The organism is Corynebacterium yudongzhengii (assembly GCF_003065405.1).
In the GTDB taxonomy this organism is placed as follows: Bacteria; Actinomycetota; Actinomycetes; order Mycobacteriales; family Mycobacteriaceae; genus Corynebacterium; species Corynebacterium yudongzhengii.
The window spans coordinates 1,001,656-1,026,906 of record NZ_CP026947.1 but is presented as its reverse complement, the minus strand read 5'-3'; the positions used below and the strand labels follow the sequence as shown (position 1 = coordinate 1,026,906).

General features: G+C 67.0%; 26 protein-coding genes. 10 read left to right on the top strand and 16 right to left on the bottom strand.

What is annotated here, in order from left to right; all coding sequences use genetic code 11:
* Window positions 1-117: 117 nt before the first annotated feature.
* From C3B44_RS04730 to C3B44_RS04720, 3 genes are read left to right on the top strand one after another with little or no spacing between them, the layout of a single operon-like run.
* Entirely contained in the window at window positions 118-1,131 is a 1,014-nt protein-coding gene (locus C3B44_RS04730; protein WP_108431370.1) for a 1-phosphofructokinase family hexose kinase, read from the top strand.
* Window positions 1,080-3,068 carry a PTS fructose transporter subunit IIABC gene (locus C3B44_RS04725; RefSeq protein ID WP_108431369.1) on the top strand — a complete coding sequence of 663 codons (1,989 nt, stop codon included), beginning with the start codon at window positions 1,080-1,082 and terminating at the stop codon, window positions 3,066-3,068. The genes C3B44_RS04730 and C3B44_RS04725 overlap by 52 nt, the downstream gene beginning before the upstream one ends.
* Window positions 3,069-3,118: 50 nt before the next feature.
* Window positions 3,119-3,379, top strand: a complete 261-nt coding sequence (locus C3B44_RS04720) for an HPr family phosphocarrier protein (protein ID WP_108431368.1) — start codon at window positions 3,119-3,121, stop codon at window positions 3,377-3,379.
* Here the strand turns inward: C3B44_RS04720 and C3B44_RS04715 are convergent.
* Together C3B44_RS04715 and hflX are read right to left on the bottom strand one after the other, a co-directional pair.
* Window positions 3,354-4,661, bottom strand: coding sequence for a uracil-xanthine permease family protein (locus tag C3B44_RS04715; protein WP_108431367.1), 1,308 nt, complete (start codon window positions 4,659-4,661; stop codon window positions 3,354-3,356). The two genes, C3B44_RS04720 and C3B44_RS04715, sit on opposite strands and share 26 nt — an antisense overlap.
* 19 nt (window positions 4,662-4,680) lie before the next feature.
* Entirely contained in the window at window positions 4,681-6,195 is a 1,515-nt protein-coding gene (gene hflX / locus C3B44_RS04710) for a GTPase HflX (protein ID WP_108431366.1), read from the bottom strand.
* A 68-nt stretch (window positions 6,196-6,263) separates the two neighbouring features.
* Between hflX and C3B44_RS04705 the strand changes: the two genes are divergently transcribed.
* Window positions 6,264-6,992: a hypothetical protein gene (locus C3B44_RS04705; RefSeq protein ID WP_108431365.1), complete on the top strand. Its 729-nt coding sequence runs from the start codon at window positions 6,264-6,266 to the stop codon at window positions 6,990-6,992.
* A 23-nt stretch (window positions 6,993-7,015) separates the two neighbouring features.
* Window positions 7,016-7,516 (top strand): hypothetical protein, encoded by a 501-nt coding sequence (locus C3B44_RS04700; RefSeq protein WP_235840486.1) that lies wholly within the window; start codon window positions 7,016-7,018, stop codon window positions 7,514-7,516.
* Here C3B44_RS04700 and dapF read toward each other — a convergent pair.
* From dapF to C3B44_RS04685, 3 genes are read right to left on the bottom strand one after another with little or no spacing between them, the layout of a single operon-like run.
* Window positions 7,505-8,305 (bottom strand): diaminopimelate epimerase, encoded by an 801-nt coding sequence (dapF, locus tag C3B44_RS04695; RefSeq protein WP_108432557.1) that lies wholly within the window; start codon window positions 8,303-8,305, stop codon window positions 7,505-7,507. The genes C3B44_RS04700 and dapF overlap by 12 nt on opposite strands.
* Window positions 8,306-8,310: 5 nt before the next feature.
* The gene (gene miaA / locus C3B44_RS04690) at window positions 8,311-9,213 is read right to left on the bottom strand and encodes a tRNA (adenosine(37)-N6)-dimethylallyltransferase MiaA (protein ID WP_108431364.1); all 903 of its coding nucleotides are present in this window, start codon (window positions 9,211-9,213) and stop codon (window positions 8,311-8,313) included.
* The gene (locus tag C3B44_RS04685) at window positions 9,210-9,812 is read right to left on the bottom strand and encodes a hypothetical protein (protein WP_108431363.1); all 603 of its coding nucleotides are present in this window, start codon (window positions 9,810-9,812) and stop codon (window positions 9,210-9,212) included. The genes miaA and C3B44_RS04685 overlap by 4 nt, the downstream gene beginning before the upstream one ends.
* Window positions 9,813-9,906: 94 nt before the next feature.
* Here C3B44_RS04685 and C3B44_RS04680 point away from each other — a divergent pair, with 94 nt between their 5' ends.
* Window positions 9,907-11,262 (top strand): DUF349 domain-containing protein, encoded by a 1,356-nt coding sequence (locus tag C3B44_RS04680; RefSeq protein WP_108431362.1) that lies wholly within the window; start codon window positions 9,907-9,909, stop codon window positions 11,260-11,262.
* Entirely contained in the window at window positions 11,262-12,323 is a 1,062-nt protein-coding gene (locus C3B44_RS04675; RefSeq protein ID WP_108431361.1) for a GNAT family N-acetyltransferase, read from the top strand. The genes C3B44_RS04680 and C3B44_RS04675 overlap by 1 nt, the downstream gene beginning before the upstream one ends.
* On the opposite strand, the gene C3B44_RS04670 is transcribed toward C3B44_RS04675, so the two are convergent.
* The 5 genes from C3B44_RS04670 to C3B44_RS04650 form a co-directional block, all read right to left on the bottom strand.
* Entirely contained in the window at window positions 12,320-12,955 is a 636-nt protein-coding gene (locus C3B44_RS04670) for an Rv2732c family membrane protein (protein WP_235840484.1), read from the bottom strand. The genes C3B44_RS04675 and C3B44_RS04670 overlap by 4 nt on opposite strands.
* 37 nt (window positions 12,956-12,992) lie before the next feature.
* The gene (miaB, locus tag C3B44_RS04665; protein WP_108431360.1) at window positions 12,993-14,489 is read right to left on the bottom strand and encodes a tRNA (N6-isopentenyl adenosine(37)-C2)-methylthiotransferase MiaB; all 1,497 of its coding nucleotides are present in this window, start codon (window positions 14,487-14,489) and stop codon (window positions 12,993-12,995) included.
* Between the two features lie 34 nt (window positions 14,490-14,523).
* A complete protein-coding gene (recX, locus tag C3B44_RS04660; protein WP_235840483.1) occupies window positions 14,524-15,111 on the bottom strand; it encodes a recombination regulator RecX in 588 nt (195 codons plus the stop codon).
* Entirely contained in the window at window positions 15,104-16,246 is a 1,143-nt protein-coding gene (gene recA, locus C3B44_RS04655; RefSeq protein ID WP_108431358.1) for a recombinase RecA, read from the bottom strand. Before recA ends, recX begins: the two co-directional genes overlap by 8 nt.
* A gap of 168 nt (window positions 16,247-16,414) precedes the next feature.
* Window positions 16,415-16,630 carry a DUF3046 domain-containing protein gene (locus tag C3B44_RS04650; RefSeq protein WP_108432555.1) on the bottom strand — a complete coding sequence of 72 codons (216 nt, stop codon included), beginning with the start codon at window positions 16,628-16,630 and terminating at the stop codon, window positions 16,415-16,417.
* 67 nt (window positions 16,631-16,697) lie between these two features.
* Between C3B44_RS04650 and C3B44_RS04645 the strand changes: the two genes are divergently transcribed.
* Genes C3B44_RS04645 through C3B44_RS04635 form a run of 3 tightly spaced genes read left to right on the top strand, consistent with a single transcriptional unit; the run spans window position 16,698 to window position 18,584 of the window.
* Entirely contained in the window at window positions 16,698-17,276 is a 579-nt protein-coding gene (locus C3B44_RS04645; RefSeq protein WP_108431357.1) for a biotin transporter BioY, read from the top strand.
* The gene (locus tag C3B44_RS04640; protein ID WP_108431356.1) at window positions 17,254-17,970 is read left to right on the top strand and encodes an energy-coupling factor ABC transporter ATP-binding protein; all 717 of its coding nucleotides are present in this window, start codon (window positions 17,254-17,256) and stop codon (window positions 17,968-17,970) included. Before C3B44_RS04645 ends, C3B44_RS04640 begins: the two co-directional genes overlap by 23 nt.
* Window positions 17,970-18,584, top strand: coding sequence for an energy-coupling factor transporter transmembrane component T family protein (locus tag C3B44_RS04635; protein WP_108431355.1), 615 nt, complete (start codon window positions 17,970-17,972; stop codon window positions 18,582-18,584). Before C3B44_RS04640 ends, C3B44_RS04635 begins: the two co-directional genes overlap by 1 nt.
* 13 nt (window positions 18,585-18,597) lie before the next feature.
* Here the strand turns inward: C3B44_RS04635 and C3B44_RS04630 are convergent, their stop codons facing one another.
* The 6 genes from C3B44_RS04630 to C3B44_RS04605 all read right to left on the bottom strand — a co-directional run bounded on the left by C3B44_RS04630 (window position 18,598) and on the right by C3B44_RS04605 (window position 25,198).
* Window positions 18,598-19,446 carry a PspA/IM30 family protein gene (locus tag C3B44_RS04630; RefSeq protein ID WP_108431354.1) on the bottom strand — a complete coding sequence of 283 codons (849 nt, stop codon included), beginning with the start codon at window positions 19,444-19,446 and terminating at the stop codon, window positions 18,598-18,600.
* 55 nt (window positions 19,447-19,501) lie between these two features.
* A complete protein-coding gene (locus tag C3B44_RS04625) occupies window positions 19,502-19,843 on the bottom strand; it encodes a helix-turn-helix domain-containing protein (RefSeq protein WP_108432554.1) in 342 nt (113 codons plus the stop codon).
* A gap of 8 nt (window positions 19,844-19,851) precedes the next feature.
* On the bottom strand, window positions 19,852-20,340 hold the full coding sequence (locus tag C3B44_RS04620; RefSeq protein ID WP_108431353.1) for a CinA family protein: 489 nt from the start codon (window positions 20,338-20,340) through the stop codon (window positions 19,852-19,854).
* Window positions 20,341-20,353: 13 nt separating this feature from the next.
* The gene (gene pgsA, locus C3B44_RS04615; RefSeq protein ID WP_199222452.1) at window positions 20,354-20,932 is read right to left on the bottom strand and encodes a CDP-diacylglycerol--glycerol-3-phosphate 3-phosphatidyltransferase; all 579 of its coding nucleotides are present in this window, start codon (window positions 20,930-20,932) and stop codon (window positions 20,354-20,356) included.
* Between the two features lie 70 nt (window positions 20,933-21,002).
* Window positions 21,003-22,148 carry a TerC family protein gene (locus C3B44_RS04610; RefSeq protein ID WP_108431351.1) on the bottom strand — a complete coding sequence of 382 codons (1,146 nt, stop codon included), beginning with the start codon at window positions 22,146-22,148 and terminating at the stop codon, window positions 21,003-21,005.
* A gap of 185 nt (window positions 22,149-22,333) precedes the next feature.
* On the bottom strand, window positions 22,334-25,198 hold the full coding sequence (locus tag C3B44_RS04605; RefSeq protein ID WP_108431350.1) for an FtsK/SpoIIIE family DNA translocase: 2,865 nt from the start codon (window positions 25,196-25,198) through the stop codon (window positions 22,334-22,336).
* Between the last annotated feature and the right edge of the window lie 53 nt (window positions 25,199-25,251).

The following is a 25,251-nucleotide window of genomic DNA, read 5'->3' as shown; positions in this document are numbered from 1 at the left end:
CCCAGTCTACCCAGCAAACAGAATCAAAACCGTTCGGACATTTCCGGCATTGACATTCGGACATAAAACCACAATGATGGGAAGTGAGACCCACTACATAACGCACGGAGGCGTCCCGTGATTCTCACACTGACCCCCAACCCCAGCATCGACGTGACGCTGGACATGTCGACCACACTCGTCCCCGGCGAGGTCCACCGCGCCGAGGCCGTCAGCCGCACCGCCGGCGGCAAAGGCATCAACGTCGCCCACGCCCTCCACCTCACCGGGCGTAAAACCACAGCACTGTTTCCCGCGGCGATCGACGATCCCTTCCTCACCCTTACCGCCGAGACCGGGCTGCACCACGACGTGGTCACCACCACCGATCGGGTGCGCACCAACTTCACCGTCACGGAGGCCGGCGGGCGCACCACCAAGATCAACGGGCCCGGCGCGCACTTAAGCACGCAGGAGTTCCAGGCACTCATGGATCTCACCACCCAGCACGCCGACAAGGCAGACATGGTGGTGCTCGCCGGTTCCCTCCCGCCGGGCGTGCCTGCGGATTTCTACGTCGACCTGCTGAAGACCTTGCGTGAGCAAAACCCCGAGCTGCCGGTGGCTATCGACACCTCGGATGAGCCGATCCGCGTACTCGCTAAGAACCTCGCCGAGTCCGCGCCCACGGTGATCAAGCCGAACGGCTACGAGCTCGGCCAGCTACTCGGCATCGACGGCGCCGAGCTGGAGCGCTCCGCGGACGCCGGCGACTACACCCCCGTGGCCCAGGCCGCCCGCGAGCTGGTGGCCCGGGGTATCGACGACGTCGTGGTCACCCTCGGCGCGGCAGGCGCGGTGCTGGCCACCGCCGCGGGTATCTGGCAGGCGTCTGCCCCGGCGACCACGGTGCGCTCGACGGTCGGCGCGGGTGACGCTTCGCTCGCCGGCTACCTCATGGGGCGTGCCGACGGCGACCAGCCCCCCGAGCGCCTGCGCCGCGCCGTCGCGTACGGCACCGCCGCGGCCGGACTGCCCGGCACCACGACTCCCCGACCGAGTGACGTAGACCTGATTTCTCCGAAAGTAACGGAACTGATATGTCTGACAAGATTCTCACCGAGGACCTCGTCGTCCTCGACGCTGATTTAGGGCACACAACCGACGAGGTCATCTCGTCGCTCGCCCAGGTGGTCGCCGACGCCGGCCGCTCTGACGACCCCGAGGCGCTCGCCGCGGCCGCCCAGGCCCGCGAGGCCTCCGCCGGCACGGGGGTGCCGGGGAAAGTCGCGATCCCGCATTGTCGGAGCGCGGCCGTCGATAAGCCCACACTGGCGTTCGCACGCCTCAGCCGCGGCGTCGATTTCTCCGGCCCCGATGGCGACGCCGAGCTGGTCTTTCTCATCGCTGCCCCGGAAGGTGGCGGCAAGGCCCACCTCAAGATCCTCTCGAAGCTGGCACGGGCGCTGGTCAAGGGGGATTTCCTCGAGAAGCTGCGGGCGGCGAGTACCCCGGGTGCTATCGTCGCCGCCGTCGACGAGGTGCTCGGCGCCACGAAGGCCACCAAGGCCACAGCCGCTCAGCCCGCCGTGAGCGCGCCGGAGAAGAAGACCGTCGTCGCCGTCACCGCGTGTGCGACGGGTATCGCGCACACCTACATGTCGGCCGACGCGCTGACGCAGGAGGCCGACAAGCGCGAGGACATCGACTTCTTCGTCGAGCCGCAGGGCTCCTCGGGCGGCGAGCCGCTGGCTAAGGAGGTCATCGAGCGCGCCGACGCCGTGATCTTCGCCGTGGATGTGGCGGTGCGGAACAAGGAGCGTTTCGTCGGCAAGCCGGTGGTGCAAGCCCCCGTCAATCGCGGCATCAACGCGCCCGGCGCACTTCTCGACGAAGCCCTCGCCGCCGCCGACAACCCGGACGCCCCGCGGGTGACCGTAAGCCGCACCGAGCAGGCGGAATCGGGTGGCGGGGCGCAGCACGAGAGCTGGCCGAAGCGCATCCAGCAGGCCGTGATGACGGGTGTGTCCTACATGATCCCGTTCGTCGCCGCCGGTGGCCTGCTGCAGGCGTTCGGCTTTTTGGTCGGCGGCTACGAGGTGGCCGACGAGTGGGAGCAGGCCGCGACGTCGTTCTCCCTAGATAACTTCCCGCTGCATCTCGGCGCGGTGTTGTTCGCGACCGGCCAGCTGGCCATGCAGTTCATCGTGCCGGCGCTCTCGGGTTATATCGCGTTCTCCCTGGCGGGCAGACCCGGCATCGCGCCGGGCTTCGTCGGTGGCGCGGTGGCCGTGTTCGTCGGCGCCGGGTTCATCGGTGGCCTGGTCACCGGCATCATCGCCGGGTTGGTGGCCTACTGGATCGGCAACTGGCGCGTCCCCCGGATCGTGGGCTCGCTCATGCCGGTGGTCATCATCCCGTTGCTGACCTCCCTGATCGTGGGCCTAGTCATGTTTTTGTTGCTGGGCCGCCCGCTCGAGGCACTTATGACCGGGCTCACCGACTGGTTGAACTCCATGACGGGCACCTCCGCGGTGCTTCTGGGCATCATCGTGGGGTTGATGATGTGCTTCGACCTCGGCGGGCCGGTCAACAAGGCCGCCTACCTCTTCGCCACCGCCGGCCTGTCCACCGGCGACGAGGCCTCCATGATGATCATGGCCGCGGTGATGGCCGCCGGCATGGTGCCGCCGATCGCGCTGTCGCTGGCGACCTTTGTGCGCCGGCACCTGTTTACCCCGGCGGAGCAGGAAAACGGCAAGTCAGCGTGGCTGCTGGGCCTCTCGTTCATCTCCGAAGGCGCGATTCCTTTCGCCGCGGCCGATCCCTTCCGCGTCATCCCGTCGATGATGGCCGGGGGCGCAGTCACCGGCGCGCTGTCCATGGCCCTCGAGGTGGGCTCGCGCGCCCCGCACGGCGGTGTGTTCGTGCTCTTCGCCATCAACCCCTGGTGGGGCTTCCTGCTGGCAGTCGCCGCGGGCGCGGTGGTCTCCGCCGTCGTGGTGGTTCTGCTCAAGCAGTTCTGGCCGCAGAAGGTGGAAACGCCGGCGGAGGCACTCGATAGTGACGCCGCCCCGGCGCATGCTTAGAATTGTTCCGGAACACAACTCCGCACGTCCATTAGAAAGGACTTTTCCTCATGGCTTCCAAGACCGTCAAGGTTGGTTCGTCCGTCGGACTGCACGCCCGCCCGGCCTCTGTTGTCGCCGAGGCTGCCGCCGAGTACGACGAGGACATCATCCTCACCGTCGCCGGTGATGACGACGAGACCGACGCCGCCTCCTCGCTCATGATCATGGCGATGGGTGCCGAGCAGGGCGACGAGGTCACCGTCACCAGTGATAACGCCGAGGCCGTCGAGAAGATCGCCGGGCTTATCGAGTCTGATCTGGACGCTTAAGGCTCGTGGTGTAGCGGCCTTCCCCGATGTGGTGGTAGGCCCACATGAGCACCGGGTATCCCACGAGGATGCCCACCGAACCCCAGGCGATCCCCTCTAAGGTGATGCCGAAGACCGGCAGGGTGAGGTTACCGATGCCGGCAATGAGCGCTACGGCCGCGGCCGCCAGGTTGACGGGGTGCGTGAAATCGACGTGGTTATCCATCCAGATGCGCACCCCGAGCAGGCCGATCATGCCGTAGAGCAGCATGGTCGCGCCTCCTAGAACGCCGACCGGGATGGTGGTCACCAGCGCGCCGAATTTCGGCACGAAGGCCAGCGCGATCGCGAAGAGGGCGGCCACCCAGTAGGCGGCCGTCGAGTAGACGCGCGTGGCCGCCATAACGCCGATGTTCTCGGCGTAGGTGGTGGTACCCGAACCACCCGAGCTTCCCGCCAGCATCGTGGCGAGGCCGTCGCCGATGAGCGCTCGGCCGGCGAGATCATCCACCGGACGCCGGGTCATCTCGCCGACGGCCTTGACGTGGCCGATATTTTCGGCCACCAGCACGATGAGCACCGGCAGGGTGACCAAAATCGCCGAGAGATGGAACTGCGGAGCGTGAAACTGCGGCAGGCCAATCCAGGAGGCCTCGGCGATGGTCTTCGCGGCACCTTCCGGCAGCGCGCCGGTCACCCACGCGAAAAGCCAGCCGATGACCACCCCGATCAGGATGGACAGCCGCGAGATGATGCCGTGGCTAAGCACCGTCAGCGCCAAGATGGAGCCGAGGGTCACCAGCGCCACCAGCGGTTGAGCGGAGAAGTTCTCCGTGGCGGTCGGCGCTAGGTTGAGCCCGATGAGCGCGACGATAGCGCCGGTCACCGCCGGCGGCATGACCGCGTCGATCACCCGCCGGCCGGCGAAGTGCACGATCACTCCGAGGAGGGTGAGCACCGCGCCGGTGACCAGCACGCCGCCGAGCTGGGCGCCGATGCCCTCAGCCTGGGAGGCGGACAGCGGCGCGATGAACGCAAACGAGGAGCCGAGGTAGCTGGGCAGGCGGTTGGCGGTGATCAGCAGGAAGATGATGGTGCCGAGACCGGAAAACAACAGCGTGGTGGTCACCGGGAAACCGGTGAGGGTGGGCACCAGCAGGGTGGCGCCGAACATGGCCACCACGTGCTGCATGCCGATGCCGACGGTGCGCGGCCAGCTCAACCGCTCGTCGGGGGCGACGACGGCCCCGGGGGAAATCGTGTGCCCGTCGCCGTGGACGGACCATCCGAAAGAATTGCTCACGAACCCCGGATGTTAGTGCCTAAGCGTCCTCGCGGGCGAACTCCCGCAACTCCTCGGCGACGCGGGCGGGCAGGCGGACGTCGAGAAGCGTGCCGGCGCAGTCGTAGTCCTCGGTGAGCACGGTGCCCTCCTCGTGCACGCGGGAGACGACGTCGCCGCGGGTGAAGGGCACCAGCAGCGTGGTGCGCACGTCGAGGGAGTTCAGAAACTGCTCGATGCGGGTGGTCAGCTCGTCGACGCCCGCGTGGGTGAGCGCGGAGAGGTAAACGACGTTGTCGCGATCGAGGACGTGGCGCAGCTCGGCGAGCACCAAGGGGTCGGCCTGGTCGATCTTGTTGATGACGATGATCTCCGGCGGGACCTCATCGCCGGTCTCCTTCACGATGTCGTAGATGACCTTGTTCACCGACTCGATCTGGGTGAGCGGGAAAGGATCCGAGCCGTCGACGACATGCAGGATGAGATCGGCGCCCAAGACCTCCTCGAGGGTCGACTTGAACGCCTCGACCAGCTGGGTGGGCAGGTGACGCACGAAGCCGACGGTGTCGGTGAAGACGATGGCGCGGCCGTCGGGAAGCTCGGCGCGACGCGTGGTGGGATCCAGGGTCGCAAACAGCGCGTCTTCGACGAGCACGCCCGCGCCGGTCATCGCGTTGATCAGCGAGGACTTGCCGGCGTTGGTATAGCCGGCAATCGCGATCTGCGGGGTGGTGGAATCGCGGCGCCTCGAGCGCTTAACCTCGCGGGCGGTCTTCATGCCGCGCAGCTCGCGGCGCAGCTTCGCCATCTCCTGGCGCAGGCGCCGACGGTCGGCCTCGATACGCGTCTCACCCGGGCCGCGCAGGCCGACGCCGCCGTTGGAGCCCGCGCGGCCACCGGCCTGGCGCGAGAGGTTGCCACCCCAGCCGCGCACGCGGGTGTAGAGGTATTCCATCTGCGCGAGCGAGACCTGCGCCTTGCCTTCCTTGGACTTCGCGTGCTGGGCGAAGATGTCGAGGATCAACATGGTGCGGTCGATGACCTTGGTGTTGAGCTTGTCCTCGAGTGCGATCATCTGGCCCGGCGAGAGCTCACCGTCGACGACGACGGTATCCGCCCCGGTCGCCTCCACGATCGAGCGCAGCTGCGTGACCTTGCCGGAGCCGATGTAGGTGCCCGGGTCCGGCTTGTCGCGCTTCTGGTAGAGCATCTCGAGGATCTCGGCGCCGGCGGTCTCGGCCAGCGCGGCGAGCTCGTCCATGCTGGCCTCGACTTCGGCGGTGGTGCCTTCCGTCCACACGCCGACGAGAATGACCTGCTCGAGGCGCAGCTTGCGGTACTCAACCTCGGTGATGTCGTCGTGGTCGGTGGAGCGGATGCCGGTGTGGCGGGTGACGCGTCGAAAAGCGTCGCGCTCTTCGAGGTCGAGTTCGCCGGTAGTGGGCGCGGGCTTATCGTCGCTGCGGTACGCGGGCTGCGGAGCGTTGTCGCGGAAGGCGCGATCAATGAGTGAGTCGTGCTCCGATGCGTTATCAGAGTGGAAAGGATTCGTCATTTCCCTTAAGAGTATTCCACGCGGGTCAACTCGCCGGCCTCGGCGTGTGCCGGTTAGGCTAAGAAAGCATGACAACCGATTTGAAGAGTATCGGCCTCGGCTTCGATAACTTCCAGGACGCCGTCGAGGCCGCCATCCGCACGAACCAGCTAGCGGTGATCGGTGAGGTACGCGGCGGGCAGCTCGTACAGTACAGCGACGCCTCCGGCGCCGTCATCAACATCCTCGCCGTGGAGCCTTTCGCCACGTACGCGGGCTTCGACTCGGTCACGCGCACCTACGGCAACGTCACCATGGTCAACGATGTCCTCGCCTACTGCGAGGTGCTCGCCCCGAACGGCGCGGTCATGACGGGCGTGGCGCTCAACCTTGCCCAGGGCCCGCTGCTCGCCGACCTGGATACCCAGCAGTGGCAGGAGCTGGGCGTGACTGCCTTGGTGGATTCCTACTCGCTGCACGCCGATGCCGCCTCCGCCGGCAGTGAGCCCGGCGAAATCTCCTCGCCGGGCGCGGAGATCATCGCGGCCTCGGATGGCTCCCGCGTCCCGGATGCGCACATAAGCTTCACCGCCCGCATCCTCGATGCGAACTACCGGCACAACCAGCTGACCGGCCAGCGCTTCATCCACGCCACCGTCGACGGTGCCTTCGCCTTCGACGTCTGCCTGCCGGATGCCGCACAGTTGCCGCACAAGGATATGGTTCTCACCGCCTCGGGTATCTTGACCGGGCAGGTCACCCAGCCGGTCGGCGGCGGTTGTGGCTGCGGGGGCAGCTGCGGCTGCGGCGGGCACTGAGCGGATGCTACCGAAAGGTCATCGTGATCCAGCGCCAACACTTAGTCATCTGGGTAGTGGTCGCCTGCCTGGCGGCCGCGCTCGTCGTGTTCGGGCGCTTCCCCGGGATGGTGTTGGCGGCCGCGCTGGTGGGCATCACCGTGCTGGTTATGCACCGCCCGGATCGTGACCAGCAGCTCGCCGCCCTGCGCACCTCCATCGAGCTATCGGCCGATGAGATCCGCGAGGTCCTCGACGAGTACGAGCGCTTCGCTCTCGGCGAGGATGCGGAGTCCATCGCCGATCGCACGCTGCGGCGCCCGGCGTTGCTTAACGACGACAGCCCCGACGAGGACATCGCCCGCTTCCACTTCGAGGCCGCCACGGCGCGGCGTTTCTTACACCGCCTGCCCGCGCGCACCGCGGATCCCGGGCTGACTGCCGCGCAGCTAGAGAACCTGCTCTCGGTCACCGACGGCCGCGCCCTCTGCCTGCGCGAGGCCTGGGTGGCGGCCCGGCGCGCCGGCCGCCGGCTAGGGCCTTAGGAGATAGAACTCTCCCTCGGCGAGGATGCGCGAGGGGCCGGTCAGCAGGCACTGCTCGGCGATGTCCACCTCGACCCGCCCGCCGGGGACATTCACGCTCACGCGGCCTTCTGCGCGCCCGGCGTCGGCGAGCGCGGCGCGGGCGGCGGCGACGGTGCCGGTCCCGCACGAGCGGGTCTCGCCGACGCCGCGCTCGATCACGCGCATGTGCACCGTATCGTCCTGCAGCGGGGTGAGGATCTCGACGTTGACCCCTTGAGGGAAGAAATCTTCATCGTAGGCGGGCGGGCTGAGCTCCAGCTCGGCGAGACCGGTCGGCGTAAGCCCCGGGATCACCGCCGCGAGATGCGGGTTGCCCACATCAACCCCGAGGCCGGCGAAGCGGAAATCCCCCATCTGCGCGGTGGAGACGCCGGTGACTTCGGCCGGGCCCATCTCGACGGTCACCTCCGCGCAGGTGGGCGAGCACTGCCCCATCCGGACTGTGCGCAGGCCCGCGCGGGTGAGGATCTCGAAAGTGTCGCCGGACAGCCCTTCACGCGTGGCCAGCCAGTGCGCGAAGACCCGCACGCCGTTGCCGCACATCTCCGCGGCCGAGCCGTCGGCGTTGCGGTAGTCCATAAACCACGCATCGTCGCGGCGATCGACGTTGAGCAGCCCGTCGGCACCTATGCCGCGGCGGCGATCGCAGATCTCGGCGACCAGCTCTGGGTTAAGCTCTAGGCCGTGCTGGGCCTGGGTGAGGATCACGAAATCGTTCTGCGTTCCGTGTCCCTTGGCGAATCGGATCGGTATCACGCGAGAAATTCTAACGCCTGGCGGGCATCAGCCGTGTGCGCTTCCAACCAGTGGATCCTTTGATCTCTTTTGAACCAGGAGCGCTGCCGGCGCACGTAGCGCCGCGTGCCCGTCGTGGTGCGCTCCTGGGCCTCTGCCAGGCTCATCCGGCCGGCGAAATAGTCGAGCACCTGCGCATACCCGATCGCCCGGCCGGCGGTGGACTCGGCGATCAAACCTTCAGAATCAACGAGGTGGCGAACCTCGTCGACGAAACCGGCATCGAACATCTGCTGGGTGCGCGCCTCGATACGCGGGTTGAGCCACTCAGGGGTGGTGCGCAGGCCGACGATCACGCTATCCCAGCGCGGACGGGCGTTTTTCGGCGGCTGCGAGGCCCGAAAAGGCTTGCCTGTGAGCTCGATGACCTCGAGGGCGCGCACGGTGCGCCGCGGGTCGCGGTCTTCGATGATGCCGGCGGCCTCGGGGTCGATCTCGGCGAGCTCGGCGTGCAGGCGCTCGATCCCGACCTCTCTAAGGCGCTCCTCGTAGCGCGCCCGGACCGCCGGGTCGGTGGGCGGGAAGCGCCAGTCGTCGATGAGCGACTGGTAGTACAGCATCGACCCGCCGACCATGACCGGCGTGCGCCCGCGCGCAATGATCTCCTCGACGACCGCGACGGCACGCGCCTGGTAGTCCGCGACCGAGGCGTTGTCGGTGACCGACCAGATATCGAAGAGGTGATGCGGGATGCCGCGACGCTCGGCGACGGGGACCTTCGCCGTACCAATATCCATGCCCCGGTAGAGCTGCATGGAATCGACGTTGACGATCTCGCCACCTAGTTCTTCGGCCACATCGAGCGAGAGCGCGGATTTCCCCGAGGCGGTCGGCCCGACAATCGCCAGCGGGCGGATCACGGCTCGCCCTCCCAGCTGGCGACGTAGCGCGCCACGCCCGTCGCGGTATCCACAGCGTGCAGCTGGCCCCGCTTCTCGACGCCCGCCATCTCCCGCCACAGCGAAACATCCGGCACCCCGGCCGCCTCGAGCTCGGCCACGGACCAGATCCGCTCGGGTCGGGTGGTCAGTGCGCTGCGGCAGAAGGTGTCGGCAGCCGCGGCGTCGTCGAGAAGCGCCAGCGGGGCGCGCGGCGTCATCCCAGCGCTGCCGTCGGTGACCACGACAGTCAGCCTCTCTGGCCGCGGGGTGGCCAGCTTAGAGCGCACCTCGAGGATCGCGGCGGAGAGCTTGTCTCCCAGGACATAGCGGGCGATGAGCTCAGGTAAGTAGTGGCCGGCGCCGACGGTAACCCCCGGGGCGCCCCACGCCGCGAAGCTGCCGGTATGGGCGGTGTAGTAGCGCTCGGCGCGGGAGGCGACCAGGTCGATGCCGGCGGTGTGCGGGGCGCCGCCAAGTACTTCTCGCGCAGCCGCCACCAGCTCGCGCGAGGCCTGATCGCGGGGGGCGAGCTCCTCCACCAGCGCGGGGCTGGCGGGAATAACGACGACGGTATGCACGCACCCCAGCCTATCGAAGCACCCCACCGCGACTGGTGACACGGTATGTTAGTAAGAACTGCGCAGGCAGCCGTGACGCGCGGCTACACAGGAAATGAGGACGATTGCTTTGACCGATCCGCACACTCCCTCCCCGCGACCGAAGCCGGGCCCGAAGCCGGGTCCCAAACCCACCCCCGGGCGCCCCGCACGGCCCACGCCGTCGCCGGTGCCCGTCGGCTCCCCGATCAGCAATGACCCCGCGAAGTTCGGGCGTATCGCCGACGACGGCACCGTCTACGTCACCACCGGCGACGGTGAGCGCGCGATCGGCTCCTGGCAGGCCGGCAGCCACGCCGAGGGGCTTGCCCACTTCGGCGCGCGTTTCGACGACCTCGCCACCGAAGTCGAGCTCCTAGAGGCCCGCGTGAAGGCGCACCCGGAGGACGCGGCCGCGATCACGAAGCAGGCTGAGCAGCTGCGCGCCTCGCTGGATGAGGCCGCCGTCATCGGGGATCTCGCCGCGTTGGATCGCCGCCTTGGCCAGGTCATCGAGCACGCCGCGCGCGCCGGCGAAAAGGAGAACGAAAACCGCCAGCGCCGCCGCGCCGAGGCGATCGAGCGCAAGGAGGCACTCGCCTCCGAGGCCGAGGACATCGCCGAGAACTCCACCGAGTGGAAGGCCGCCGGCGATCGCATCCGCGCCATTTTAGATGAGTGGAAGGCCATCAAGGGCATCGACCGCGCCACCGACGATGCTTTGTGGAAGCGCTACTCGCGCGCCCGCGATAGCTTCAACCGCCGCCGCGGCGCGCACTTCGCGGAGCTGGATCGTAACCGTGCCTCCGCCAAGGCGAAGAAGGAAGAGCTCATCGAGCGCGCCGAGGCTTTGCAGAACTCCACGGAGTGGAAGGAGACCGCGCGCAAGTACCGCGATCTCATGTCCGAGTGGAAGGCCGCCGGGCGCGCCCAGCGCGACCAGGACGACAAGCTCTGGGACCGTTTCCGCGCCGCCCAGGACCACTTCTTCAACGCCCGCGACGCCGTCAACGCCGAGCGCGATCGCGCCTACGAGGCCAACGCCGAGGCGAAGGACGCGCTCATCGCGGAGTACTCCCCTCTCATCGAGCCGGACAAGGGCATCGATCAGGCCAAGGCGAAGCTGCGCGAGCTGCAGGACAAGTGGGACGAGATCGGCTACGTGCCGCGCAGCCGCATACGCGAGTATGAGGAGAAGATTGCGGCCGTCGAGAAGCGGGTTGCCGACGCCGAGGACGCCCGCTGGCGCCGCACCGACCCGGAGGCCGAGGCGCGGGCCGCGCAGTTCGAGAAGAAGGTCGCGGATTTCGAGGCCCAGGCCGAACAGGCCGCGCAGAAGGGTAACGAGAAGAAGGCCGCCGAGCTGAAGGCCCAGGCCGAGCAGTGGCGCCAGTTCGCGCAGACCGCGCGCCAGGCTATCGCCGGCGAGTAATGCGCCTGCTGGAGATCTCCCGCCCGCAGCCCGGCCGCGCGCCCAGCGACGTGGTGCGCACCTTCGTGTTCATGGCCAACCTCGAGGCCCAGGAGGCCAGCGGGGACGCGGCCGCCTCGGTGACCGCCGAGCAGGTGCTCACCCGGCTCAAGGGCTCCGCGGAGTCGGATGTGGCGTTATTCGCGCTTGTCGACGACACCGTCACCCCCATCCTCGCTCCCACGGGCGAGCTGGGGTACGGCCTGTTGGCGGCGACGGGCTCCGATACGGACGTCGAGGTCGCCGGGTTCTTACTCATCTCCTTGCCGCTGCTCGAAGACACTGACTTGGCCGAGCTCGACGTCACCCTGGACGCGCAGTATCTGCCGCTGCCCGGCGAGAAGATGGATGACCAGGCCCGCGCGATTCGCGATGAGCTTTTATCCCACGGCCGAAAGATCGCCGCGACGCACTTCGATCGGCGCCGCTTCGTGGTGTTCACCGATGTCAGCGAGCCCGCTCCCCCGGCGCCTTTTCGCCCGGCGGTCACGCTGACGACCACGGCGATGGCGGTTCCCGAGAACGATGTTCCGGTAGCCGCGGACGCAGTCTTCCTCCAGGGTTTCGGCGCGCGCTCTGAGTATGCGCCCCAGATCGCCGAGCTGCTCAGCCAGGCCTCCGCGGACATCGACAACGGCGAGCTGGACTTGGCCCCGCAGTCCTGGGATACCCGGCGGCTGGAGGAGGCCGCCGCGCGGCTGCGCGATCGCGGTGACCGGCAGCTTCTCACCCTCCTGGTGCAAGGCGGCGAGGTGCTAGCACTCAGCGAGATCACCCTGCGCGCCGATCCCACCACGCAGGTCGCAGAGCTCGGGATGACCACCACGAAGCGAGCCCGACGCGGCCGCGGGCTGGCGCGCCGGGCTTTGACGCAGGCGATCGCCCGGCTGCGCCGGGAGTATCCGCGGGTGGAGACGATGTATGCCTCCGCCGCCGGCACCGATGATGCCTCACAGGCGCTCTACGCCCCCTATCGCCCGCGCACCATCGACGTGGCGCGCGGATGGGTGGCCACCGGCTAGGTGTTGTTCTTGCGGTGGCGCTCGGCGGCGCGTTGGCGGCGGTCGTCGATAAGCAAGGGGTTCTGCTCGCGCTCGCGGTCGAGCAGTTCGCGCTGGGCGCGGCCGACCTCGTCGAGGTTGTCGTTGCGCGAGCGGGCCTCGGCGATGATGCGCTGCTCGGGGTCGCGGCGCAGCGCCACGCAGCAATACGCGAACACGGCGAGGGCGACGCCGAAAACGCTGAAGAGCATGCCGATGGACACGCCGTCGTTCTCGGCGGCGCCGGGGCCGGTCTGGCGCAACCAGATCGCGAAGATCGAGTAGAACAGCCCGACGGTGCTGAGCATCCACGCGATCAGGCCGAAGACCGCCCGCTCGGTAATCAGCACGAGGGTGCTGAAGACCCCCAGCCCAAGGCCGATGAGGATGGCGTAGATGAACTCGGTGATCTGGACGTTGCCTTCGCGTGCCGACGGCAGCAGGAACGTGATCTCGTAGCCGCGAGTGGATCCGGAGTGCGGGAAGATAAGGTAGGCGCCCCAGATGATGACGGCCGTGATGAGCATCCACCGAAAACCGCTGAGGTTCATGCGGCGGGCGGCCTTCTTCTCTTCTCGCGCGAGTGCCAGGGCATCCTGGGTGGACTCGGACACTGTGCTCGTGCCTTCCCTTCTGGTGTGGGTTTCTGTGTCAGCCTACCGGCTGGCCGATCTTCGGCATGCCAAGGCCGACGCCGATGGGCGCGGTCGTGGGCACCTTACCGGCCGCGGACATGTCGCCGGCGCGGGTGCGGCGGTGGGTGTGCACGCCGCTGTCGGCGATGAGGAAGTGCGGGCGGGCGTCGGTGATCGTGACGGTGACGACGTCGCCGGGGCGGATCTCGCCGTCGGTGTTACCTGCCGGGTCGAAGTGGACGAGGCGACCGTCGCGGGCGCGCCCGGATTGGCGGTGGGTGCGGTCGTTTTTGCGGCCGCCCTCCTGGACGAGCAGTTCGACCTCGGTGCCGAGAAGCTTCTCATTTTCCTCGGCGGCGATGCGATCCTGCAGGGCCACCAGCCGCTCGAAACGCTCTTGGACCACGTCTTTGGGGATCTGATCATTGAGCTCGGCGGCCGGGGTACCCGGGCGCGGCGAGTACTGGAAAGTAAACGCACTGCTGAAGCGGGCACGCTCGACGACGTCGAGAGTGGCCTGGAAGTCCTCTTCGGTCTCGCCGGGAAAGCCGACGATGATGTCGGTGGTGATCGCGGCGTGCGGGAGCTTCTCGCGGACCTCGTCGAGGATGTTGAGGAACTTCCGGGAGCGGTAGGAACGCCGCATCGCCTTGAGGATGCGATCGGAGCCGGACTGCAGCGGCATGTGCAGCTGCGGGCAGACGTTGGGGGTCTCGGCCATGGCGTCGATGACGTCGCTGGTGAACTCCGCGGGGTGCGGGGAGGTAAAACGCACCCGCTCGAGGCCCTCGATATCACCGCAGGCACGCAGCAGCTTCGAGAACGCCGAGCGATCGCGCTGCAGGTCCGGATCCGAGAAGTGCACGCCGTAGGCGTTGACGTTTTGGCCCAGGAGGGTGACCTCGCTGACGCCTTGATCGACGAGGGCCTGAACCTCGGCGAGGATGTCGCCGGGCCGGCGGTCTTCTTCCTTGCCGCGCAGGCTGGGCACGATGCAGAAGGTGCAGGTGTTGTTGCAGCCCACGGAGATGGAGACCCACCCGGCGTAGGCGGACTCCCGCTTGGCTGGCAGAACGGAGGGGAATTCCTCGAGGGATTCGACGATTTCCACCTGGGCTTCGTCGTTGTGCCGGGCGCGCTCGAGCAGGGCCGGCAGCGAGCCCATGTTGTGGGTGCCAAAGACCGCGTCGACCCAGGGGGCCTTGTCTAGGACGGTGTCGCGGTCCTTCTGGGCGAGGCAGCCGCCGACGGCGATCTGCATGCCCGGGTGGTTCTTCTTGGTGTTTTTGAGGTTGCCGAGGCTGCCGTAGAGGCGCTGGTCGGCGTTTTCGCGCACCGCGCAGGTGTTGAACACGACCAGGTCGGGCTCGGTATCGGCATCCGCGGCGACGTATCCGGCGTCTTCTAGGAGGCCGGACAGGCGCTCGGAATCGTGCACGTTCATCTGGCAGCCGAAGGTGCGCACCTCGTAGGTGCGCGGGTTCTCGTTGTTCGTCTCAGTCTGCTCCACCACAACCCGCTATTGTAACTGCGCGCCTGCCGCCGACCTAACCCTCGGCGAGCTCTTCTCGGCGCCGCTCGAGCTCGGCGCGCGCGATGCGCAGGCTCATGGCCTCGTTAAAGCCGCGGCGGGCGAGCACGCCCACGATGCGGCGCAGAACCTTCTGGTATTCGGCGTAGTCGCCGGGCACGTTTTTCACCGAGCGGGCCTTCTTGCGGGCGAGTTCTATGGCGGTGGCTTCCTCGTCGTCTTCGTCGATCTGGGCCAAGGCGCTGGCGCGCTCGGCGGCGCCGACGCCCTTGTCCTGGAGCTCTAAGTCGAGGACGCGCGCCGATTTCTTCCGCCGCTGGTGGCGCTGGCGGACCCATTCGCGGGCGAAGACCTCGTCGTTGATGAGGCCGGTGCGCTCAAAGTCGTCGAGCACGGCGTCGATGACCTCGGGGGCGAACTCGGCGGCGATGAGGCGCTCGCGCAGCTCGTGGCGGGAGCGGCCGCGCTGGTCGAGCAGGCCGAGGGCACGCGAGCGCACTGCCGCGCGGGCCTCTTCAGCCTCGTGGTCGAAGAGCGTTCCTTTCCCGCTGGCCTGGTAGTCGGCTATCGCCTCGCGCAGGCGCTCGATGCGCTCACTAGTCATTGTCCTCGTCATCGAAGCCGACGTTGGGGACCATGTCGACTGGCTCGTCGCTCAAGCCCTCGTCGTTGACGCCGGGGACCGACATGTCTTCCTTCTCTTCTTCCTCGCTGGCGCCGCCGATGCCGAGCTTGGCGAAGATCTTGCGCTCCAGCTCGTCGGCGAGATCCGGGTTGTCCTTCAAGAACTGGCGGGCCTTCTCCTTGCCCTGGCCGAGCTGGTCGCCCTCGTAGGTGTACCAGGAGCCGGACTTCTTGGCGATGCCGTTTTCCACCGCCATGTCGATGATCGAGGATTCGCGCGAGATGCCCTCGCCGTACATGATGTCGAACTCGGCGACCTTGAACGGCGGGGAGACCTTGTTCTTCACGATCTTCATGCGCGTGCGGTTGCCGATCGCGTCCTGGCCGTCCTTCAGGGTCTGGATACGGCGGATGTCGCAGCGCACCGAGGCGTAGAACTTCAGGGCCTTACCGCCGGTGGTGGTCTCCGGGGAGCCGAACATGACGCCGATCTTCTCGCGCAGCTGGTTGATGAAGATGGCGGTGGTACCGGAGTTGTACAGCGCGGAGGCCATCTTGCGCAGAGCCTGCGACATGAGGCGGGCCTGCAGGCCGACGTGGCTATCACCCATCTCGCCTTCGATCTCGGCCTTCGGGGTCAGGGCGGCGACGGAGTCGACGACCACGATGTCAATCGCCCCGGAGCGCACCAGCATGTCGGCGATCTCGAGGGCCTGCTCGCCGGTATCCGGCTGCGAGACCAGCAGGTTGTCCGTGTCCACGCCGAGCTTCTTGGCGTAGTCTGGGTCGAGGGCGTGCTCGGCGTCGATAAACGCGGCGATGCCGCCCTCCTTCTGCGCCTCCGCGACGGCGTGGAGTGCGACGGTGGTCTTACCCGAGGACTCCGGGCCGTAGATCTCGACGACGCGGCCGCGCGGGAAGCCGCCGATGCCGAGCGCGACGTCGATGGCGGTGTTACCCGAGGAGATGGTGCGCACCGGCGGGCGGTTTTCATCGCCTAGGCGCATGACCGCGCCCTTGCCGTAGTCCTTTTCGATCATCGACAGTGCGGCGTCCAGCGCCTTTTGGCGGTCACCGCCCGCATTCGCCTGGGTCTTGGCGTTCTTCTTAGCCATCTGGCATTCCCCTTTGCTGAAGGTTGGTTAATCGGTCTCTTCTACTGAGACTCCGTACCGCCCGGGACGGATCCCTGTCGTGCCGAAACTTTAATGGACACCCCGGTCACGAACCCCTAACTTACACGCACATGCGTTCGAACACGTACACGGGCCCGCGCGTGTCGCCTAAAACCCCGGCCGGTCGATGCCGAGGCGCTGATTATCCGGCACGTCGAAGTCTTCGCAGATCTCATCCCAGACGCGGGAGGGGTTGACGCCGCCGTCGATAAGCTCTTCGGGCGTTCCCCCGAGCTTCGGCAGGTGGTGGGTGTGCGCGATCCAGTTACCCTGCTGCGGGCCGAAGACATCACTCATCAGTTGGTGGAAGTCGGTCAATCGCATGCGCGCCAGCATAAGGCACCCGAGCCTCGTTCAACCACTGAACGGCGTTCAGTGTTACGGTATCCGCATGAACAACCGCTCTACCGTGGGCAACCTCGCCTACATCGCCGTCTTCGCGGCACTCATCATCGTCTTCGCCTTCGTCGCCATCCCCGTAGGCTCCGCCGGCGTGCCCATCGTCATCCAAAACGCCGTGGTCATCCTCACCGGCCTCGTCCTCGGCCCGAAGCGCGCCTTGTTGACGGTCGCCCTCGTCTACCTGCTTGGCCTCGCCCTGCCGGTCATGGCCGGCGGACGCACCCTGCTGGCCGCGCTGGCCGGCCCGACCATCGGCTACCTCGTCGGCTACTTGGTCTCCGCGGTGGTGGCAGGTCTTATCGCCTACCAGGCCCCGGCCCGCCGGCGCGCCGCCCAGATCGGCTGGTTCATCCTCGCCGGCGTTACCGCCTTGGCGCTGCAATACGTCTGCGGCGCGTTCGGGCTCATGTTCCGCGCGGAGATGGCCTTCGGGCCCGCCTTCGCGGCCCAGCTGCCGTTCATTCTGCCGGATGCGGCTAAGGTCGCCGTCATGATCCTTATCGCCTTGGGCGTGCACGCCGCATTCCCCGATCTGCTGTCGCGTCATGGCCGTCGTCGAGTTTCGTGACGTCGAGGTCACCGTCGACGCCGGCACCGACGCCGACCCCCACGCCACCCGCCGCATCCTCGGCCCCCTGAACTTAACGCTCAGCGAGCACCGCATCGGCATCATCGGCGCCAACGGCTCGGGAAAGTCGACGCTGGCCCGGCTCATCAACGGCCTCAACTCCCCCACCACCGGCGAGGTGCTTTACGACGGGCTCAATCTCGCCTCCGAGGCCAAAGCCGTACGCCGCCAGGTCGGCTTTGTCTTCTCGGATGCCGAAAACCAGATCGTCATGCCCCAGGTCCGCGACGATGTGCTGTTTTCCCTGCGCCGCAGCGGACTTCCGAAGGCCGCGCGCCGCGAGCGCGCCGATGCGGTGCTCGAGTACTTCGGGCTCGCCGCACACGCCGAGGACTCCCCTCATACGCTCTCCGGCGGGCAGAAACAGTTGCTGGCGCTGGCGGCGGTGATCGTCGTCGACCCGCAGCTGATCATCGCCGACGAGCCCACCACGCTGCTCGACCTGCGCAACCGCCTGAGCATCGCCCGGCGCTTTCGGGAGCTTTCCCAGCAGCTGATCGTGGTCACCCACGACCTCGACCTGCTGCGCGACTTTGATCGCGTCATCTGCATCGACGATGGCCAGGTCGTCGGCGACGGCGCGCCGGGGCCCGTCATCGATCACTACATCCACGCCATGGAGAATAACGCCTGATGTTTTATGGCATCCCCCTAGGCGTCTACGTCCCCGGCACCACGCCACTACACCGCCTAGACTCCGGAATCAAGCTTCTAGGCTTGATCTTATTCATCCTCGTGGTGATCTTCTTCACCCGCGGGCTGCTCACGGTCGCAATTGCGGCCGGGGTGGTCACCCTCGGCTATGTGGTGGCAAAAATCCCGCCGCGCACCGCCGCCGGCCAGATTCTGCCCGCGGTGCCGGTGGTTGCGCTGTTGGGTCTCTTCCAGTGGTGGCAGGCCGACTGGCAGGTGGCCGTCGTGCTGGTGGTCAGCCTTATCACCACCATCGCCGCCGCCGCTTTGCTGACGCTTTCCACCCGCGTCGCCGAGATCATGGAGGCCATCGAAGACGCGCTGGCTCCGCTTCAACGCTGGGGCGTGCCGGTGGAATCGATCTCGCTGGCGATGTCTTTGACCTTGAGGCTCATCCCGCTGCAGCTGGATACAGTCAACGAGGCCTTAGATGCGCGAAAGGCCCGCGGGGCGGGCCTGTCGATCGGTGCTTTCGGGGTGCCGGTGCTCGTCCGGTCGGTGCGCCGGGCGCGGGCTTTGGGCGAGGCGCTCATCGCCCGCGGCGTCGGCGACTAAGCGGTGTGAGCGTTTACTGGTCTCCGCGCAGCTCGCGCATTTTGCGGGCGACGGCATCGTCGGCAACATTCGGGGCCTGGTTCTGACCCGACTCGATCGCATCTCGCGACTGGCCGGATTCGACCTGGTTGGAGCCCTGGCTTTCCTGGTTCATCTCGGAGCGGATCTGCTCGAGGCGGGAGTGGCCTGCCATCTGGATGCCGGCCTGCTCGACCTCGGCCATGCGGCCTTCGACGGAGTTCTGCGCCAGCTCGGCCTTACCCAGCGCCGTGGAGTAGCGCTTCTCGATCTTGTCGCGCACCTGATCCAGATTCGGGGTGTTGCCCGAGGTGATCGAGTTCATCGACGACAGGGACTCGGAGACCTTCTCCTGCATCTTCGCCTGCTCCAGCTGGGAGAGCAGCTTGGTGCGCTCGTTGACCTTCTGCTGCAGCTGCATGGAGTTGCGCTCGACGGCCTTCTTCGCCTGATCCGCCTGCTGCAGGGCCTGGTCGTGGAGCTTCTTGGTGTCCTCCACGCTCTCCTCAGCGGTGACCAGCTGGGCGGCGAAAGCCTCCGCGGCGTTCTCGTATTCCTGAGCCTTCGCCTGATCGCCCTGGCTGCGGGCCTTGTCCGCCAGGGTGAGCGCCTGGCGGGTGTTCGCCTGCAGCTTCTCGATCTCCCCGAGACGCCGGTTCAGCTGCATCTCCAGCTGGCGCTGGTTGCCGATGACCGCAGCGGCCTGCTGGGACAACTCCTGGTGCTGGCGCTGCGCCTCCTGGATGGCCTGCTCGATCTGTACCTTCGGGTCAGCGTTCTCCTCGATCTTCGAGTCGAACAACGCCATCAAGTACTTCCATGCCTTGACAAAGGGGTTAGCCATGTCTCCCGGGGCCTTTCTGGGTCACGTCGTGGTAGTCAATCGGCGCCTATTGTACCTACTCCGCGGCAGCGGGAGCGGTGTTGGCGAGTTCATCCTCGACCGACGGCAGCGCCATCGTCGAGGCCGCCTCGAAGAGGACCTCCGACACACTCGCCTCGAGCGCGTGGCAGATCGACGCCAGCAGCTCGGAGGAGACCTCCTTGCGTCCCCGCTCGAGCTCAGAGAGGTAGCCCGGGGACACGCTGGCGGCTTCCGCCAACTCCCGCAGCGTGACCGACTTGTCCGCGCGGAACATGCGCAGCGTCGTGCCCAGCGCCTGGCGTAGCAGCATGGGCGAGTGCCGCGGGGTTGCAGTTGTGGTGGCAGCGTTATCCAATAATGCAGTCTTGGTCGTCATCATCTCTTTCAACGTCGCATGTTTTCTTTTTGTTCCCGGATCTCGGCGAGTAATTCTTTCAACCCCGCCTCGACCGCCTGCCGACGAATCTCCGCCCGATCGCCCGAAAAACGGTGACACACCGACACGCACCGATAATGCCCGGCCACCGCGATAAACACCTCACCTACCGGGTGGCCGTTTTGGCTGTCCGGCCCGGCGACCCCGGTGAGCGCCAAGCCCCAGTCGGCGCCGAGTTTCTCGCGCGCGCCGCGGGCCATCTCTTCGGCGGTGACGGCGGCGACGGGGCCCCAGTCGTCGAGAAGCTGCTTATCGACGCCCGCCAGGCTGTGCTTAGCGTCGGTGGCATAGGTGATAAGTCCTCCGCGAAGGACGCGGGAGGCGCCGGGGACATCGGCGATCCGGGCGGCGGCGAGCCCGGCGGTGAGCGACTCGCAGGTGGCGACGGTCTCAGCGCGCGTGCTGAGCAGGCTCACGAGGCGTGCGGCACAATTCATGGCAGGGGCCTAATCAGTTCTGTTTCTTCGCGTCGACGAGGTATTTCACGCCGGTGATCACGGTGACGAGGGTGGCGGCGAGCATCACCACGAAGGTGGGGATGTCCATCCAGCCCGGCAGCGGCAAGAGGTAGAGCCCGATCGCCAGGGTCTGCAGGGCGGTTTTAAGCTTACCGCCCTTCGAGGCCGGCACCACGAGGCCGCGGCGCAGCATCACCATGCGCCACAGGGTGATGCCGAACTCGCGGACCAAGATGATCACCGTGATCCACACGGGCAGCCACCCGATCACGTTGAGGCCGACCAGCGCGGCGGTGACCAAAGCTTTGTCGGCGATGGGATCGGCGATCTGGCCGAACTTGGTGATCAGCCCGCGGGCGCGGGCGATGTCACCGTCGAGCTTGTCGGTGATCATCAGCGCAGCGAACGTGGCGAACGCCGCCCACTGGAAGCCCAGCGAGTCGCCGGATTCCAGGATGAACCAGACAAAGAGCGGCAGGAAGATGATCCGCAGGCTCGTCAGGATGTTGGGTAGGTTAAAATTCGACGGCTCGCCTGCGCCATCGACCCGGTTCTGCTTGCCTGCGTTCACGGGTATTCAGCCTACCCCGGCTTCACTGCCGCCCGGCCACCGGCCACGCGCAACGCTTTTAGTGCGGCTTCTAGTGCGCGTGCCCGCCGGTGGGATCGCCGCCCTTTTCGGCAAGCTTGTGGCCATCCCAGTCGAGTTCGTTGCCGTCCTCGTCGACCATGTAGCCGTCCTCGTCGACGTAGTGGACGTTGCCGAAGTCGTCGTAGTCCTGCTTGAGGCTCTTCTCGGAGACAGCGCCGGCGGCCTTGTCACGCTTGTTGCGGATGACAGAGGCGACGATCGTCACGGCCAGGACGCCGACGATGACCAGAAGCGATCCCACCGTGGAGACCTCGGGCACGGAGACGTCCTCGCCGCCGTTGATAAACGGCAGGTTGTTCTCGTTCAGGGCGTGCAGCAAAAGCTTGATTCCGATGAAGCCCAGGATGAGGGCCAGGCCATAAGGCAGGTAGACGAGGCGGTCGAGCAGGCCGTCGAGAAGGAAGTACATCTGGCGCAGGCCCATCAGCGCGAAAGCGTTGGTGGTAAAGACCAGGAAAGCCTCCTGGGTGATGCCATAGATCGCCGGGATGGAGTCGAAGGCGAACATGACATCGACGGCGCCGATCGCCATCAGCGCCACGAACAGCGGGGTCATGGAGAGCTTGCCGCTCTTGCGCACCCACAGCCGGTCGCGGTAGTAGCGGTTGGTCACCGGAACGACCTTGTTGAGCCACTTGACCACGCGCATGTCCTGCGGGTCGGTGCCCTCGTTGCCCTGGATTTCGTCCCAGAACAGCTTAACCGCGGTGTAGATGAGGAACACGGCGAAGATGTAGAACACATCCGACCAGGCCTCGATGATGGCCGCGCCCAGCAGGATGAACACGAGGCGGAAGAGCAGCGCTAAGACGATGCCGATGAGCAGCACCTTCTGCTGGTAACGGCGAGGGATCTTGAACGCGCCGATGATCAGGGCGAACACGAAGAGGTTATCGACGCTTAGGGCCTTCTCCGTGACATAGCCCGTCAAGTACTGCATGCCGTGCTCGCCGCCCCACAGCCACCAGACGATGCCGCCGAAGGCGAGGGCTAAGGCGACATAGAACAGCGACCACCCGGCCGACTCCTTGAGCGTGGGCTCGTGCGGGGTGCGGACGTGGGTGACGAAGTCGAAGATGAAGAATCCGGCGATCACGGCGATCGTGAGCGCCCAGATCCACAGGGGTACAGACATGAAAGTGTCCTCCGGTCGAAAATGCATGTTCGTGACCGGAGGTCTCCCCCGCCCACCGGTACTTCCAGGTGGGCCGGCCCGACCGGGGGCTCGCGCGAGCCGCCGTGCTGACGATCTAGGCCAGGTGGTGGGGTACTCCCCTCCTTACACAGCGGATCATCTTAACCGCCTAAAGGCCTTCCGCGCTACACCGCGCCGGAGGTCGGGTTGTAGGTCGCGCTCACCGTGCGGGTCTCCGCCTGCTCGCCGTCACTGTCGTGCTCGGCGTCGTTGGTGGCGGCGGTGTCGTCGTCAAGCTCGACGCCCTTCGGGGCCTCGGCGGGATCGGCGCCCTTGATCATCCAGATGATGGTCTCGAGCTCCTCGGGCTTGACCAGCACCTCGCGGGCCTTCGAGCCCTCCGAGGGGCCGACCACGCCGCGGGATTCCATGAGGTCCATGAGTCGGCCGGCCTTGGCGAAGCCGATGCGCAACTTGCGCTGCAGCATCGAGGTGGAACCGAACTGGGAGGTGACCACCAGCTCGACCGCCTCGAGGAGGTCGTCCATGTCTTTGCCGATGTCTTCGTCGATGTCCTTCTTGGCCTCGGCCTCCTTGTCCTCGGTCACGCCCTCGGTGTAGTGCGGCTCGGCCTGCTCCTTGGCGGCGTCGACGACGGCCTGGATCTCCTCGTCGGTGACGAAGGCACCCTGCAGGCGCTTCGGCTTGCCGGCGCCCTGCGGGATGAACAGGGCATCGCCCATGCCGATGAGACGCTCGGCGCCGGCCTGGTCGAGGATGACGCGGGAGTCGGTGAGCGAGGAGGTGGCGAACGCCAGCCGGGACGGGACGTTGGTCTTGATCAGGCCGGTGACCACGTCGACGGACGGGCGCTGCGTGGCCAGCACCAGGTGGATACCGGCGGCGCGCGCCTTCTGCGTGATGCGGACGATCGAGTCCTCGATCTCCTTCGGGGCGGTCATCATGAGATCGGCGAGCTCGTCGACGACGCAGACGATCTGCGGGTACGGGCGCATCTCCCGCTCGGAGCCGGGCGGGGCCTCAATCTCGCCGGAGCGGACCTTCGCGTTGAAGTCCTTGATGTGGCGCACGCGTGCGGACTTCATGTCCAAATAGCGCTGCTCCATCTCCTCGACGAGCCACTGCAGCGCCGCCGAGGCCTTCTTCGGCTGGGTGATGATCGGCGTGATCAGGTGCGGGATGCCCTCATACGGGGTGAGCTCCACCATCTTCGGATCCACCAGGATGAGGCGGACCTCATCGGGGGTGGCGCGGGTGAGCAGCGAGACCAGAAGCGCGTTGACGAACGCCGACTTACCGGAGCCGGTCGAACCCGCGACCAGAAGGTGCGGCATCTTCTGAATCGAGTGGGAGACGAACTCGCCTTCGATGTTCTTGCCGAGGCCGATGAGCATCGGGTCGTGGTTGCCGACAACGCTCGGAGAGTTGAGGACATCGGCCAGCCGGACCATCTCGCGATCCGCGTTGGGGACCTCGATGCCGACGGCCGACTTCCCCGGAATCGGGGCGAGCAGGCGCACGTTGTCGGTCGCCACGGCGTAGGCCAGGTTCGGCTGCAGGTTGGTGATCTTGGAGACCTTGACGCCGGGGCCGAGCTCGACCTCATAACGCGTGACCGTCGGCCCGCGGGAGAAGCCGGTGACCTGGGCGTCGACCTTGAACTCGGCGAAAACGTCCGTGATCGCCTCGATGGCGCGGTCGTTGGCCTCGGTGCGGGTCTTCGGGGCCTCGCCGGGGATGAGCAGATCGGTAGACGGCGGGGTGTAGTCATCGGAGGATTCCGGCTTGCGGGCCTCGGGCTGCGGGGCCTCGGTCTCCTCCTCGCTCTTCGGCGTGGCCGCCGGCACGGCGGAGGGATCGATCCCGGAGCGCGCGATGATCGCCTGGCGCATCTGCTCGCGCGAATTGGCGACGGCGTCGGTGGCCGGCTGCTTCGGCGCGGGCTTCTTGGGCTCCGGCTTCTTCACCGCGGGCATGGTGTCGGTGTCGGCGCCCTTGGCCGCTGCGGCACCGGTGCCGGGCTCGTCTTCTTCCTCGACGTCCAGCGGCTCATCGAACAGGCTCGGCTCGGCCGCCCGGGCGGTCTCGTCCGGCGGGTAGTTCTCCATCGGGGTGCGCCGCGGCCGGGGGCTCGGGCGCCGACGGCGCCGGGTGGGGCTGCGGCCTTCGGCGATGTCGTCGAGTTCGCGATCGACGTCGGCGTACTCGTCGTAGGACTCGTCGCTATCCTTCTCGGAGCCGTCGCCGCGCAGGTGCTCGCCGATGAGGTCGACGAGTTCCTTGACGGTAATTCCGGTGACCCTAAGGGCGCCGTAGACGATCACGAGGATGAGGAGGGGCACGGCCACGAACGTCGAAAAGCCTAGGGCCAGCGGTCCACCGACGAAGGCGCCGACCGCACCGCCCGCCTGCTGGCGCTCGGCCCAGGCGTCGGGGTCGCCGGCGAAGAGGTGGATAAGACCCAGCATACCGACGACGATGAGCACCGCACCCAGCGCCACGCGGCCCTGGACCGCGCGCGGCGGGTGGATATCCATCATGAGCGCGATGGCCAGCGCCACCAGCACGACCGGCAGGACGAACGCGCCGGCGCCGATGATGACGTGGACGCCGGTCGCGATGGCCGCGCCGATGGGCCCGGCGATGTCCATCCACACCGAGGCGCCGACGATCGCGGCAAGCCCCAAAAGGACGAGCGCGATGCCGTCGTGGCGGCGGGGACTGTCGTTGTCGGGGCTCTCCTCCGTTGTCACTGGCTCCTCAGTCTTGGTCGTGGGCTTCTCGGGTTCTTCCTTCGGGCGGTGTTCTGCGCCCTTCGGGCGGGCGAGGTCGCCGACCGCGGAAAACATCCCGGTCACGGCCTTTCCCACAGGACGAAAAGCGCTGCCGGTCCGCTCGGGGGCGGTCTCGGCAGCGCGGCGTGCGCTTGTGGACGGTCTCTTGACCGGCGTCGAGCCCTTACTCGACCGGTTGGCCGGGCGGGACGACGAACGGGTACTCGACCGAGGGGCCGTGTTTTTCACAGACATGGCTGTAACTCTAATATCTCTTGCCCCGTCATTCACATCAGCCACACCGGGCG